The following is a 13,425-nucleotide window of genomic DNA, read 5'->3' on the forward strand; positions in this document are numbered from 1 at the left end:
ACTTACGTTAAGCGAAGTTTTATGCAATATTTGTTTTACTCTAAAGATCGGAGAATTCCCCGATTTTTCGACCGATAAATACCCTTTCCACTCGGTTTTGTGTCAGGTTCAATGCTAAGAGATATTCCTCTTTTGCCTCCTTTCTATCATCGGTTCGAGTCAGCATATCGGCCCGGGCTAAATGATATGGCGCGAATGAATTTAACTCTTCCTTTAACGATTCTAATAAAAGAAGTCCTTCGATCGGATCGCCTGCCATCGATACCGAGACGGCGTAATTCAATCGCACGATTGCAGTATCGTTAAAAAAAAGAAGTTGTCTATAAAGTTCGGAAATTCGTTTCCAATTCGTTGATTCGGCATCGGGGGCGCTCGCATGAAGTGCATTGATTGCCGCTTGGAGTTGATACGGGCCTATGCGGTTTAAGTGCAAGGCAGTATCTAGTAAGGCCAAACCTTCCTGGATTTCCGCCTTCTCCCAAAGAGAGCGTTTTTGGTCGCTAAGTACGATCAATTCCCCGTCCTCTCCTATTCTGGCTCTTCGTCTGGAATGAGTTAAAAGCATTAACGACAATAATCCGAGAACCTCGGTGTATTGTTGGTCCGGAATATCGATTCGGACTTCTTTCCTGCGAATCAAAAGTTCGATAATTCTACAGAGTCTGATCGCCTCATCGCATAATTCCTGCCGGATGAGAGAATCTCCGGAAGTCGCAGTATATCCTTCCGTGAAAATAAGATAAAGAACAGCTAAAACCGAATCCACTCTCTCCGCTAGTAAATGAATCGGGGGTACATAATAAGGAATTCCCGCATCTTTAATCTTTCGCTTAGCACGCACCAATCTTTGCGCCATAGTCGTTATCGGAACTAGGAAGGCGGATGCGATTTCCGCAGTGGTAAGTCCTCCGAGTGTATGGAGAGTCAGCGCGATTTGATGCTCCGTAGGTAAGGCCGGGTGGCAACAAGTAAAGATCAGCTTTAAACGTTCATCGGGAATTTCGGAATCATCCGTTACGTTTTCAATCTCGAGTGTTCGGATTGAATCTATAATTTCGAGCGACAAAGGATCGACGGATCGGGAACGATTTCTTCGAAGGCGATCCACCGCTTTTCTGCGAGCGGTAGTGGTTAACCACGCTCCCGGTTTGTTGGGAACTCCCAGTCTCTCCCAATGTTCGACCGCAGCGAGAAATGCATCCTGCAAGGCTTCTTCCGCCAATTCAAAATCTCCCAACCATCCGATGAGAGTCGCGAGAATTTGACCGTATTCTTGTTTATGGACTCGTTCTAAAAGCTGCCTTGTTAAATCGCTCATGGTAAAGTGTATCGGAAGCGACGGTTTAAGGAATTCCGGAAAACGAACCGTCACTTCCATGCAACTTACTCTGTTTATTTCACTGGGGCCATATCGAAAACAGGACGGACCTCTACCGAACCGTAGCGGACGCCGGGACATTTGGATGCCCAGTCGATGGCTTCGTCCAGGTTATTGCATTCGATCAAATAATAGCCGCCTAGCTGCTCCTTTGTCTCTGCAAACGGACCATGGGTGGTCACTTTCTTTCCGTTTTGCATTCTTACGGTTGCTGCGGATGCGGTCGGATGCAGTCTATCCCCACCCAGCATAACTCCCGCTTTCAGAAGGGCTTCCGTGTAAACCTTATACTCCTCGGACATTTGACCCGTCTCTTCCATAGGTGCGTTCGCGCTGGCTTTCTCATCCATGTAGATAAGCAATTGGTATTTCATTGTTTTGCTCCTTTTATCGAAGAGGGAGAATTTCCTCTCTTCTTACCGGACCGACGCAGTCGGCCAAGCCGGATCGACATTTTTCTGAAAAAAATTAAATGAAAGTTTAGCTTAAAAATCTTTAAAACCCGGGAGGTCGGATTTATCCTCATATGCGGTTTTGCGGCTCGAAACTCAACGCGGGATCGCTTGGATGATTTGCTCCAGTGTGGTGCGAGAAAGAACTTCCAGAACGGCCTTGTCGGCGTCTTTCAGCAGGGGCTTTAGTATATGCTTGATATTGGAACTGACCGGGCAGGCCTTTAGGATCGATCCGTCGTTTTCCTTTAAAACCGGAGACGGTTCAAGGGCCCGGTAAATATCTCCCAGAGTTACCGAGCTAGGATCGCGAGAAAGAAAAAGTCCCCCGCCCTTCCCTTCCTTCGATTCTACGATTCCGGCTGCCTTTAACGAACGAATCAGATTGCGTATTACGACAGGATTCGTATCGACGCTTTTTGCCACATCCTCGGAAGTAACCGGTAAAGAATCCTTTCCTTGGTGATAACCGACAGTCGCAAGCGTATGGACTGCCACCGAAAATCGTTTATTTGTAGCCATGGAACTTGGCGTCTAGGCTACCCTCAGACTTCAGTCGGTCAACCGCGTTCGGACCTTCTATAGGATAAAAAATGGGGAAGGAACGGATTCGAATTTTCGCAAGGTTACATAAACCTGGAAATAATTTTCCGAGTTTCCTCCCGGATTTTCTCTCTGAGTTCCGAATTAAGCGCCGGACCGCCTAGTTTCACTTGCTTTCGGTCTTCGAAATACTGTCCTGAAACCGTTTCTAGGCCGGGGGCGTCCGCTAAGTAGATGGAGGTCTGTGCCCCTTTTTCGGGCGTGATAAAAAATAGATTCTTAATCCCGGAAAAAATAAACCCGAGTGGGCCTTTTAAGTCTCGGGCAAGTTCCGTCTTCACCACCCCGGGATGCAAGGCATTCGCGGTGACCTGGGTGCCTTTTAGGCGGTCGGCCAGATCCTGTGCAAAGAAAATATTATAGAGCTTGGAATCAGCGTAGGCTCCCATCCATCCGTAAGATTTTTCCTTCGAGAGGTCGTCCGGATCCGGTTTCGCGTTCCTGTATAATTTGGAGCTGACCGAAATCACTCTCCCTTGGGTCGCCGCTTTTATATTCGATAAAAGCATTTCGGTTAATAATGCGTGGGACAAATGGTTTACCGCAAAATTAAGTTCATATCCTTCCTTGGAAATTTTTCTTTCCAGCGACATTAACCCTGCGTTGTTAATCAATGCGTCGATTTTCGGAATTTTTTTCCTCAAATCGGCTGCCGCGCTCGCGACGCTCGCTAAGGAGGAGAGGTCGCACGTAACAAAATCTAGGTTCTGATTTCCCGTTTTGCTTCGAATTTCGGAAATCGTGTTTTCCGCCTTTGCCGGGTTTCGAACGACCATTGTGACGGCCCATCCCCGATCGGCTAAACCGCTTACCGTTGCCTTGCCGATTCCTTCGGTTCCGCCGGTAATCACTGCATGTTTCATCTTACGTTTCCTATTTGGTGTTTCGATTCATTCTGACTTTATTTAGACGGAAGCGGAAATTGATCGTTAGACCGGTCCGAAAAAAATGAGTTCCAGGAATTCTCGGCGGAAAATTTGAGGAAAAAACTTTCTGCTTAGAGTTGGGGCATTAGAGGTAAAAAGGAAAGGAAACGAGAGATATTCGCCATAATAGAGCTAGTTCTAAAGCAAAAGTTTCGGTTTTGAACCTGGGATTTTAATAACCGAAGTCCGCTCTTCGATTCGATTCGCAGCCGAATGAAAGGGGGAGCATGCGGGGCCGGTAGAATGGAGAACCTCACAAATCTCTTTATTGGAGTTTCACAAACGATTGTGATCGTCGCGTCCGAATACGAATTGCCCGTCGAAGGTCGAATCATGGAACACAGGGGACCGGGAGAAACCGGATCGAGATTTTTGAAGTCTTCCTTTCACTGGCAGTTTGCCTGGTCAAAAAATACGCATTCAAGAGTCCCCTTACAAGAAAGCACGAAAAACTTCGGAATCAATAATTGGTCCCGATCTCGGAAACTTATTAATAAGTGACTTCGCTTATAAAAGTCTTTTGAATTAAGCGGCTGTAAAACGATCGCTACGTTGAGGAACAGTATAGTTTACAATTGGAATCAAAAAAAAGGTCAAGTTCGGTTAATATTCTTAGTATACTTAATAATCACGATGTTTCGGATACTGGAGATGATGGTCGAGGTCAAGTTGGCTTGTTTTTTCGTTTAATTATCGGAAAAAGAGTTTCGGTAAAGCTAAAGGTAAGGAACACTATCCACCGACTTAAAACAGAAACTAACACCTTATTCACGGTGAGTCAGCGATCGCAAGGCAAGGCTATGGATTACGAAAAGGAAAAAAAGAAACTACTCTCGGCCAAAACACCGGAGCAATATATCGAATTTTCCATAAAATCAAAACTACAAGGACCGAAGAAATCTAGTATTACCACAGAATGGTTGAATAAATCGGGTTATACAATAGATGACATAAAATACGCAAGAAATCGGCACCCGTTTTGGCGCGAGAAAAGAAACCAAGGATCTTATGAAAGAAACAGTCGAAGACTTGAGCATCATAATTACTATAAGTCGGATGAAAAGATCATCTGGGATGAAAGTAAGTTGACTCGGTTTTACGATTTGAATCAAGAAGGGCATGCCGACCATGAATTGGCAAAATTATTTAAAACTTCAATACCGGCGGTGAATCATATCAGAAGGAAATTCAGATTCGCCACTATTCTGCTGGAATTAGAAAAGAAAAAACCGACGAAGGCCGCCGTGATTAAACTGAGTAATCACTCGGAATCCGTCCTAAAACGTTTGATTAAGGAAAAAGGAAAGAAATAAATTCCAACTCGCTCTTACGAGTATGAGAGCGAGTTTTTTAATTCGGCGTCTGTCGGTAGCCTCGGAACCAAGCCTAAATTTTGATTCGGAAATTCCATCAAATCAAAATCGGTATCCTGCGTTTGAGTAATTCGCGGGGTATCCCTTGGGCGGTAAACGGTTGCGGATACGAGGTAGTCAAAAAAAATGGGCGGGACTTTTCCTCTTTGAGAGAATATGAACCGTTTTCAGCGACCTACCCTTGCCATCATCCTCCTGTCCTTATTTTTTTCCTCCTTCACAGTCGACTCGACGCCAGTTAAAAACTTTTTGAATCCGGACGCTTCTAAGGAAAAGAAGGATCAGGAAGCTTCTAAAAATAAGTCCCCCTTGCCGAACCCGCGGACCGCAGACGGGGCAGCTTCGGAAAGTACGGTGAAGCCTGAAAAACCGAATCTTGAAGCAAAAACAACGGACAAGAAAGGAGAATCGGATCTCCTAGACGAGGAAAAGCCTTCTTCTCCCGTAAAAAAGAAACGAAAAACGAAAAAACATTCTACCGGCCAAAATAACAATAAAGAGACAAAAAAAGACCTGGGTTCGAAATCTCCCAGAACCTATGAGAATGCAGTTCCTGGCGTTTCGGGATTACCGCCAAAAGCCGATTACGATGCGAGTCGGGAAAATCCGAGCGGCTCCGGACATGGGAAGGGAATTCCTGTCCTCTGTTATCACCATTTGGTTGATAATGGAAATCCGATGGGCGGATATAATCTAGATCCTAGTTTATTAGAAGAGCAGTTCAAATATTTGAAGAATCTAGGGTACCAAACGGTGAGCCTGGATCAATTTTACGCATATATTCAAGGAAAGGCTGCCGCGGATTTCCCGAAAAAGCCGATTCTACTCACCTTCGATGACGGCTCACTCACGCATAAGACCGTTCTTGTCCCCTTATTAAAAAAGTACGGATTTAGAGCCTCGATATTCATCTATCCGACCGTAATTTCCAATCCAAAATATAAATTCTATTTGAGCTGGTCCGAACTAAAGGAAGCTTTAGATAGCGGGGTTTTGGATTTAGGTTCGCATACGGTATACCACCCGAAACTGCCTGCAATGAAACGGGCGGAAATTCTTAAACAGTTGAAGGATTCGAAATCCATATTGGAGTCAAAAACGGGAAGAACCGTTCAGGATCTTGCCTATCCATTCGGATTGTACGATGTACGAGTGATCGAAGAGGCGAAGGCTGCCGGTTACCGAATGGCCTTTACCGTGAATCCGGGTAAAAACGTCGTGAATACGTACGCCTACACCATTCATCGTTCCCTAATTCCTTGGGGCCAATCTCAATCCAGATTTAACTCGATTTTGAGCGCGAGCCCCCCGGATAAAATCAAACTCGGTATTCTCGACGGCTCCTGGGTAAAACCCGGGGAAACGTTTAGCGTCACCGTCGATGGACTGGATCCAAATACCGTTAAAATGCAAATTCGCGGAAAAGATGCGATTCAATCCAGGAAATCCGGAAGGGAGTATTCGGTTAGAATCCCTGATTTTAAAACAAAGACGAGTTACCCTGCCTTCGTAATATCGGGAAAAACGAAGGACGGTCGAAAATCCGAGACTCAATTTCTCTTCGTAAATCGGAAGGAATTTTCGAAAGATCCTGATTGACCGCAAAATTCGACGACTCGAGCCGGATTACGGTTCTATATTAGGAAAAAATTTCCGATTTCGTTAAAAACCAAACGAATTCGACCTCCGAAAATCTTTGACATTCTCCGCTTACGGTGAATCTTTTCCGCTATATGCGAGAACGCTTTAAACGATCAACGATACGAAGTAAAACGTTTGCCCTGATTTTACTGATTCTCGCATCTTCCACTTTCTTCTTTGCAACCGAAAAAAAGGCGGAGTCGGGAAAGAGCCCGTCTGAAAATTCGGAACCGCTCAAGCTGGATACTCGCTCTCCCGAAGAAATTCCTCTGTCCAAAGAGGTTTTCTACATGAAGGACTCCAGCAAATCGCTTCCCGCCAATGAAATAACCGGCGGAGAATACGACTCCGCATTTCGAAGAAATACCAATCGAATTCCGAATTTCGGCTATGATTCCAGTCCTTATTGGCTCCATTTTAAAATAGAAGTAGAGGAGCCTCTTTCGGAGGAACGATTTTTAAAAATCGAATACCCCCATTTAGACAAAATCGACCTTTATTGGAAGGATACGCTCGGCAGAGAAGGCGAGTTTCACACGGGAGATTCGCTTCCCTTTAGAGAACGGCCGGTCAACGATCGGTTCTTCGTATTTCCGCTTCCGTTGGAAGATAAATCGATCGTGGAAGTTTATTTCAAAGTTCAATCGGAAGGTTCTTTAACGATTCCGGTATATTTGATTACTCGAACAAAATTGGAAGAATCCTCTAAAATATCCCTTTTGCTAAACGGAATCTTTTTCGGTGCATTGGGCGTGATGGTTTTTTATAACTTTTTCCTATTCTTAGGAATTCGGGAGAAGGCCTACTTATATTACAGTATCGTAGTTTTTACATTTACCTTATTTGCGGTTCTAGGGTCAGGATACGGATTCTGGTTATTACTACCGGATTCCCCCAAATTTTTAGCCTATTTATTCATAATCGTAGCCGCGACCGCGCTCATTTTTCTGGGTTTGTTTTCCGCAGAATATCTACAAACGAAGAACGCTCATCCAAGGTTGCATATCGCTCTACAAGTAATCATTGCGCTTTGGGTGGTTTATCTTCTCTCTGCGACGTTCGTACCTCTTCGAATTCTATTACCTATCAGCGCGATCCTACCGATTTTCGAGATTCTCTTATTGGTCGTGATTTCGATTTTAAGAGTTTTTCAAAACGATAGAAAGGCTAAAATTTTTCTGGCTGCCTGGGTATTGGGACTGATAGGGATAATCATATTTTCTTTAAATAGATTAGGAGTTTACGGTTCGGAGCCGATCGCAAGCGGGGCGCTAAAATTCGGATTATTGAGCAACGTCATACTACTTTCACTCGGATTAGTGGACCGCATCAACGCATTCCGTAAGGAAAAAGAGGAGTATAAGGAAAGAGCCGATCAGCTATTGGAACTTTCCCTTTTAGATCCTTTAACGGGTGTTGCTAACCGAAGATTCTTCGACCAAGAATTGGATCGGGAGTGGAATCGTTCCGTTCGAACCGAGCGTCCTTTGTCCCTTCTCATGATCGATGTGGATTATTTTAAGGCCTTTAACGATACGTACGGTCATTTAAAAGGCGATGAAGTTTTGGAACGGGTTGCGCAATCATTAAAAGAATGTTTAAATCGATCGTCCGACATGATTTCGCGTTACGGAGGAGAAGAATTCGGGGTTATTCTTCCCGATACTCCCGTCGAAGGAGCGATCGTAGTCGCGCTGAACATGTTGCAAACGGTGGAAGACATGAATATTCTGCATGAAAAAAGTCCTTTCTCCCGTGTGACGGTTTCGATCGGAGTATCGAGTAATCTGGATAGGGAAATACATTCTCCGGAAGAACTTCTAGGAATTGCGGATAAGAATTTATATGACGCGAAATCTTTCGGTCGAAACCATATTCGTCATTAAACGAAAATAATTCGTCGATATTAGGATAAATATTAAAAAAACTATAAAAAAGTTTTCAAATATCCAAATTTTCCTGGACCCTCACTCTTCTCAAGGTTACAATCGGTTCCCGCTATGGAACCCTCCAAACTGCCTTTTCTAAATTCACAGACCTTATATTATATGCTGAAGGTTTCCGCCGAAACTTTTAAGGACCATCCGGCTCAATTTTATAAACCCGATGGAAAGTCATATAGAGCGGTTTCCTACGGCGAATTGTACCAAATCGTACTACGAATCGGGCTCGGATTAACTTCGATCGGAGTCAATCGAAAGGAAAACGTGGCGTTGATCGCGGATTCCGGCCACCGTTGGCTTTGGGTCAGCATGGGCATTACGAATATCGGATGTGTGGACGTTCCCAGAGGAACGGATTCTACTCCCGAAGATTTGATTTATATCCTAAACCATTCGGAAGCCCGCGTAGCTTTCGTTGAAAATTCGGTCGTGCTACGAAAAATAGCCTCGAATCCGGATTCGTTTCCCTACCTGAAAGTAGTCATTCTATTCGAACCTTCCTCTCATATAGGCCCGAACCTACCGTTCAAATTATTGCATCTAGACGACTTGATCTCGTTAGGCGATCGTTGGATTCAGGATAAGGGGGAAATGGAATTTCATAAGCGCGGAGAATCGGTTTCCGAAGACGAATTGGCCACGATCGTCTATACTTCCGGAACGACCGGAAGACCGAAAGGAGTGATGCTCTCTCATAAGAATATTCTTTTCAATGTGGATATGTCCCTTTCCATCGATGATATTCAGTTCAATGCGGATGATCGTACCATGGCTTATTTGCCTCCCTGGCATATCGCGGAAAGATTGATCGAAACCGGATGTATTCGAATCGGGGCCTCCGAGGCGTTTACCTCTATTTCTAGTCTTGCCCAGGATTTGCAGGAAATTCGCCCTACGTTTTTGCTATCCGTTCCCCGTGTGTGGGAAAGTTTTTATAATAAGATTCATGATAAGTCGAGAGAAGCGTCCCCGCTCGCTAGATTTCTATTTAAAATATTCCAAGGAGCCGCTTTTACATTTCATAAATATAAAAGCCGCCTACAGGGCCTCGAATATATGTTGGAGAGAATTTCAATCTTTCGTGAATTCGCTCGAAGAGCTGTTGCGTTACTCGTCGTTGCGTTCTTATTTCCCGCCAATCTACTTGCGATGGCTGCTTTTTCTAGGATTCGGAACGGATTAGGAGGAAGATTGAAATTCGCACTTTCCGGTGCCGGAGCCTTGCCGGAATACATCGATAGATTCTTCAATTCCATCGGAATTCCCATCTTGGAAGGTTATGGTATGACCGAATTAGGAGGAGTCTCGACAAGAAGAAGATTAAACTCCATTACTGTCGGAACGTTAGGCCGTTGCATTCCCGGAGTCGAGATCAAACTGATCGACGAACGAGGTAAGGAAATTCACGAGCCCGGCGTAAAGGGAATCGCATGGCATAAAGGCCCGCATGTCATGATGGGCTACTATAAGGATCCGGAGAAAACGGCGGAAATCATAGTGGATGGGTGGCTAAATTCGGGTGACTTATTGCTTTGGACGGTGCAAGGGGAACTGAAATATGCGGGTCGAGCCAAAGATACGATCGTTCTTTCGGGCGGGGAGAATTTAGAACCTGAACCGATCGAATTTGCACTGACACAAAGCGAATTAATTCTGCAAGCGATGATCGTCGGCCATGATAAAAAGGCCCTGAGCGCCTTATTAGTACCGGACTGGGAAGTCCTGGATAAGCAATTAAGAGAATGGAAATCCAGATTATTACAGGAAATTCGGGATCCGAATTCCGATCCGGACGTAAGAGAACTCTTTAAAAAAGAAATTAAGGATCTCGTTTCCTCTAAAAACGGATTCAAGAATTTCGAAAAAGTCTCCAATTTCTATCTCCTGCCGAAGAAATTCGAGCCGGGAGATGAACTGACCATGACGATGAAAGTGCGAAGGAATGTCGTTACCGATAAATATAAAAACGCGATAGACGATTTGTATCAATAAATGTTTATTTCAAGAAAACTGTAACCGATCGGATTTATTCCTCGAATTGGGGAAAAGGAGTTCTAAATGTTGTCTCTTACTCAGCCCATTAAGAATCGAATTTCGACAATTCTATCTATCTTATCCGCGATCATCTTCCTGCAGACGTTGTTCTTTAAATTTACCGGTGCGCAGGAATCCGTGGAAATTTTCTCTTCTTTAGGAGTGGAGCCTTGGGGAAGAATTTGGACCGGGACCTTCGAGTTTCTAATCGCAATTTTACTTTTGATTCCTCCGCTTCGATTCATCGGCGCCATGGGCGGTTTTTTTCTGATGGTAGGCGCCGTTTTTTCCCATTTGCTCTTTCTCGGCATCGTGATCCATGATGACGGCGGGCTTTTATTCGGTTTAGCGCTTTTTACCCTCGTATCCTGTGCGGTCATCTTAAGTATAGAATGGGATAATCGTCCCCCCTCCTGATTTTTCGGAATTCCGTGGGGGAATAAATTCCATTTCTATTTCGGATCGTAACGCATTTTTATTCTAAAATAGACGGAAAGGGCGGATAATCGGAATCGATTCCGTTGACATTTCTCCAGCATGCGGTCTTATGGGATAAGGCGACTTTGACCGAATGAAATTCCCCCGAGGAAAAACCTACGACGGATTTTTCGTCTCAGATATCCATTATCTCCTAAATAAAAAAATCAAGTCGCATAAACACAAAGAACTTTTCCAACTCCTGGATCATCTCGATCGTAAGGAAATCAAGTTTCACAACGTGTACCTAGTCGGCGATATCATCGAGAGTTGGTTCTTTAGCGCCGACCGTAGATTAAGAAGGATTAAAGGTAAAAAGCGATTTAATAAACTCTTCGACCGCTTGGATCGACTCGCCAGCGGCAAAGGACGTAAATACTATATCGTCGGGAATCACGATACCACGTCCTATTTAATGCGTCTATCTCCGAATGTGGAAACATACTTACGCGAGAGGGATTGGATTATTTGTGAGAAGGCCGAGGATGAAACGCTGATCGCTATTCATGGACACCAAGGGCAATATAATAAGTTTACTTGGATAGGGTCCATATTCGTTCTACGATTATTGCATGTTTTCGCTTCCTTGTTTCCCGGTGTATTCAAATTTTCGGAGACTTTCTATCATAAACACTTAAATCGACAGGATCCGACGACTACGGAGGAAACTTTGGCGTACTACCAACGGTTGGCTAAGTTCGCTCATCAGGGCAAGAAGGTGCTGATTTCCGGCCATACGCACGATTTCCTTTGTTTGCCCAAAATGAACATCATCAACACCGGAGATTGGGTTAAAAGTAATACCTTCGTAATACAGGAATTCCGCAAGTTCATCGGAATTCGAATGACCGCCAGAAAAGAATTCAAGAAAGAATTCCGTCTAAAGGTTTGACCGTCGATCGAAAATACCGAAACGGGATTTCGGTATTTTCCTACTCCTGCAGCGATTTCCCCTTTGGCCCGGTCCGGAAAAACGAAATTGCAATTTCTTTCCTTTAGTGTATACTACCGTCCATGTCTGAAGAACAGATCTTCGAGTATTTAAGAATCATAGACAATCATCCTTGGTTATTTTGGTCGGCAATCGTCGGAATTTTTTTAGTCACCGTTTTTATCCACGACCTGCTGCAAAGAAAGCACACAATCAAACATAACTTCCCCATCGTCGGCCATATTCGATACTTATTCGAAATGATCGGCCCCGAGTTACGACAATATTGGGTTGCAAACGATAAGGAGGAGATGCCCTTCAATCGTGCCGAACGATCCTGGGTGTACGCGACCGCAAAAAAGCAGAATAATAATTTCGGTTTCGGAACAACGGAACTTTTATACGATGCCGGATATCCGATCATAAAGCATGCCGCATTTCCGTTTCCGGAAGGACAGGCTAAGTTCGTGGACGGAGATCCCTCGATGATTCCTTCCTTGAAAGTCATGGGGGAATTTCATCGTAGAAAGAAAATGTATCGTCCCCCGTCCGTTGTTAATATTTCCGCGATGTCGTACGGATCGCTGGGGGAAAGGGCGGTCTCAGCCTTGAATCAAGGCGCGAAATTAGCCCGATGTTATCACAATACCGGCGAAGGCGGCCTGTCTCCGTTTCACACCTTCGGTGCCGACGTAATGTGGCAATTAGGGACCGGATATTTCGGCGCCCGAGACGAAAACGGTCGTTTTTCGATGGACAAGTTTTTGGAGCGTCTTGCGGGAAATCAGTACGTGAGAGCTATCGAAATCAAACTCTCTCAGGGAGCCAAACCGGGTAAGGGCGGTATATTACCCGGCGCTAAAGTCACTGCCGAAATAGCCAAAATTCGGGGTATACAACCCGGTCAGGATTGCGTTTCACCCAATGCTCATTCGGAATTTAAGAATGTGGAAGGCCTGATTAATTTCATCGAAAGTATCGCCGAGCAGACAGGGCTTCCCGTCGGAATCAAAAGCGCGGTCGGTGAAACGCAATTTTGGAAAGAACTAGCTGCGCGGATGAAAGAGACCGGGAAAGGACCGGACTTTATCACGATAGACGGTGGAGAAGGAGGAACGGGAGCCGCTCCTTTAACGTTTACGGATCATGTTTCCTTACCCTTCAAAGTCGGTTTCGCTCGAGTATACACGATCTTTCATGAGGAGAAACTAGCCGATAACATCGTGTGGATCGGCAGCGGTAAATTAGGTTTTCCTGATAGAACTATCGTAGCCTTTGCGATGGGCTGCGACTTGATCCATGTAGCTCGGGAAGCCATGATGTCGATCGGTTGCATCCAAGCTCAAAAATGTCATACCGGGCACTGCCCCACCGGCATTGCCACCCAAAGTAAATGGCTGCAAGCCGGGCTTGATGTCCCTATAAAGGCCGATCGAGCTGCGAACTACATAAAGGGATTTAGAAAGGAATTACTCGCCGTCGCACACGCCTGCGGATACGAACACCCATTGCAATTTACCGGGCATGATATCGAAATCGGAGCCGGTCTAAATCGGTTCCGAACCTTAACCGATGTCTTGGAATATGAACGCGAACCGGTTCGATTTACGACGATGATGGATTATACTAGCTTCATTCCGCAAAGTGCCTAAAAGAATTTATCGGGA

Annotated in this window: 12 protein-coding genes; 8 read left to right on the top strand and 4 right to left on the bottom strand. The window is 44.9% G+C overall.

Going from position 1 to position 13,425, the window contains the following annotated elements:
* Nucleotides 1–40: 40 nt before the first annotated feature.
* The 4 genes from LEP1GSC047_RS14475 to LEP1GSC047_RS14490 form a co-directional block, all read right to left on the bottom strand.
* Complete coding sequence (locus tag LEP1GSC047_RS14475) at nt 41–1,318, bottom strand: RNA polymerase sigma factor (RefSeq protein ID WP_039935244.1); 1,278 nt, start codon at nt 1,316–1,318, stop codon at nt 41–43.
* A gap of 74 nt (nt 1,319–1,392) precedes the next feature.
* Nucleotides 1,393–1,752 (bottom strand): YciI family protein, encoded by a 360-nt coding sequence (locus tag LEP1GSC047_RS14480; protein WP_010409536.1) that lies wholly within the window; start codon nt 1,750–1,752, stop codon nt 1,393–1,395.
* Nucleotides 1,753–1,926: 174 nt separating this feature from the next.
* Complete coding sequence (locus tag LEP1GSC047_RS14485; RefSeq protein ID WP_010409539.1) at nt 1,927–2,352, bottom strand: RrF2 family transcriptional regulator; 426 nt, start codon at nt 2,350–2,352, stop codon at nt 1,927–1,929.
* Between the two features lie 104 nt (nt 2,353–2,456).
* On the bottom strand, nt 2,457–3,296 hold the full coding sequence (locus tag LEP1GSC047_RS14490) for an SDR family oxidoreductase (RefSeq protein WP_010409541.1): 840 nt from the start codon (nt 3,294–3,296) through the stop codon (nt 2,457–2,459).
* 306 nt (nt 3,297–3,602) lie between these two features.
* Here LEP1GSC047_RS14490 and LEP1GSC047_RS14495 point away from each other — a divergent pair, with 306 nt between their 5' ends.
* The 8 genes from LEP1GSC047_RS14495 to LEP1GSC047_RS14530 all read left to right on the top strand — a co-directional run bounded on the left by LEP1GSC047_RS14495 (nt 3,603) and on the right by LEP1GSC047_RS14530 (nt 13,410).
* On the top strand, nt 3,603–3,860 hold the full coding sequence (locus LEP1GSC047_RS14495; RefSeq protein ID WP_010409543.1) for a hypothetical protein: 258 nt from the start codon (nt 3,603–3,605) through the stop codon (nt 3,858–3,860).
* A gap of 299 nt (nt 3,861–4,159) precedes the next feature.
* Nucleotides 4,160–4,672 (top strand): LB099 family protein, encoded by a 513-nt coding sequence (locus LEP1GSC047_RS14500; protein ID WP_020988903.1) that lies wholly within the window; start codon nt 4,160–4,162, stop codon nt 4,670–4,672.
* A gap of 216 nt (nt 4,673–4,888) precedes the next feature.
* Complete coding sequence (locus LEP1GSC047_RS14505; RefSeq protein ID WP_010409548.1) at nt 4,889–6,331, top strand: polysaccharide deacetylase family protein; 1,443 nt, start codon at nt 4,889–4,891, stop codon at nt 6,329–6,331.
* A gap of 134 nt (nt 6,332–6,465) precedes the next feature.
* A complete protein-coding gene (locus LEP1GSC047_RS14510; protein WP_010409550.1) occupies nt 6,466–8,259 on the top strand; it encodes a diguanylate cyclase in 1,794 nt (597 codons plus the stop codon).
* A 114-nt stretch (nt 8,260–8,373) separates the two neighbouring features.
* Nucleotides 8,374–10,308 carry an AMP-binding protein gene (locus tag LEP1GSC047_RS14515; RefSeq protein WP_010409551.1) on the top strand — a complete coding sequence of 645 codons (1,935 nt, stop codon included), beginning with the start codon at nt 8,374–8,376 and terminating at the stop codon, nt 10,306–10,308.
* 66 nt (nt 10,309–10,374) lie between these two features.
* Nucleotides 10,375–10,767 (top strand): DoxX family protein, encoded by a 393-nt coding sequence (locus LEP1GSC047_RS14520; protein WP_010409554.1) that lies wholly within the window; start codon nt 10,375–10,377, stop codon nt 10,765–10,767.
* 154 nt (nt 10,768–10,921) lie between these two features.
* Nucleotides 10,922–11,719, top strand: a complete 798-nt coding sequence (locus tag LEP1GSC047_RS14525; RefSeq protein WP_010409556.1) for a UDP-2,3-diacylglucosamine diphosphatase — start codon at nt 10,922–10,924, stop codon at nt 11,717–11,719.
* Nucleotides 11,720–11,841: 122 nt separating this feature from the next.
* Nucleotides 11,842–13,410: an FMN-binding glutamate synthase family protein gene (locus LEP1GSC047_RS14530; RefSeq protein ID WP_010409558.1), complete on the top strand. Its 1,569-nt coding sequence runs from the start codon at nt 11,842–11,844 to the stop codon at nt 13,408–13,410.
* Nucleotides 13,411–13,425 lie beyond the last annotated feature (15 nt).

Source organism: Leptospira inadai serovar Lyme str. 10, assembly GCF_000243675.2.
Lineage (GTDB): Bacteria > Spirochaetota > Leptospiria > Leptospirales > Leptospiraceae > Leptospira_B > Leptospira_B inadai.

What these genes read in the sequence shown, in the direction of transcription:
- LEP1GSC047_RS14505 (WP_010409548.1), top strand. Translation starts at nt 4,889, where the DNA reads ATGAACCGTTTTCAGCGACCTACCCTTGCCATCATCCTCCTGTCCTTA.
- LEP1GSC047_RS14515 (WP_010409551.1), top strand. Translation starts at nt 8,374, where the DNA reads ATGGAACCCTCCAAACTGCCTTTTCTAAATTCACAGACCTTATATTAT.
- LEP1GSC047_RS14530 (WP_010409558.1), top strand. Translation starts at nt 11,842, where the DNA reads ATGTCTGAAGAACAGATCTTCGAGTATTTAAGAATCATAGACAATCAT.
- LEP1GSC047_RS14490 (WP_010409541.1), bottom strand. Translation starts at nt 3,296, where the DNA reads ATGAAACATGCAGTGATTACCGGCGGAACCGAAGGAATCGGCAAGGCA.
- LEP1GSC047_RS14480 (WP_010409536.1), bottom strand. Translation starts at nt 1,752, where the DNA reads ATGAAATACCAATTGCTTATCTACATGGATGAGAAAGCCAGCGCGAAC.
- LEP1GSC047_RS14520 (WP_010409554.1), top strand. Translation starts at nt 10,375, where the DNA reads ATGTTGTCTCTTACTCAGCCCATTAAGAATCGAATTTCGACAATTCTA.
- LEP1GSC047_RS14525 (WP_010409556.1), top strand. Translation starts at nt 10,922, where the DNA reads ATGAAATTCCCCCGAGGAAAAACCTACGACGGATTTTTCGTCTCAGAT.
- LEP1GSC047_RS14500 (WP_020988903.1), top strand. Translation starts at nt 4,160, where the DNA reads ATGGATTACGAAAAGGAAAAAAAGAAACTACTCTCGGCCAAAACACCG.
- LEP1GSC047_RS14495 (WP_010409543.1), top strand. Translation starts at nt 3,603, where the DNA reads ATGGAGAACCTCACAAATCTCTTTATTGGAGTTTCACAAACGATTGTG.
- LEP1GSC047_RS14510 (WP_010409550.1), top strand. Translation starts at nt 6,466, where the DNA reads ATGCGAGAACGCTTTAAACGATCAACGATACGAAGTAAAACGTTTGCC.
- LEP1GSC047_RS14475 (WP_039935244.1), bottom strand. Translation starts at nt 1,318, where the DNA reads ATGAGCGATTTAACAAGGCAGCTTTTAGAACGAGTCCATAAACAAGAA.
- LEP1GSC047_RS14485 (WP_010409539.1), bottom strand. Translation starts at nt 2,352, where the DNA reads ATGGCTACAAATAAACGATTTTCGGTGGCAGTCCATACGCTTGCGACT.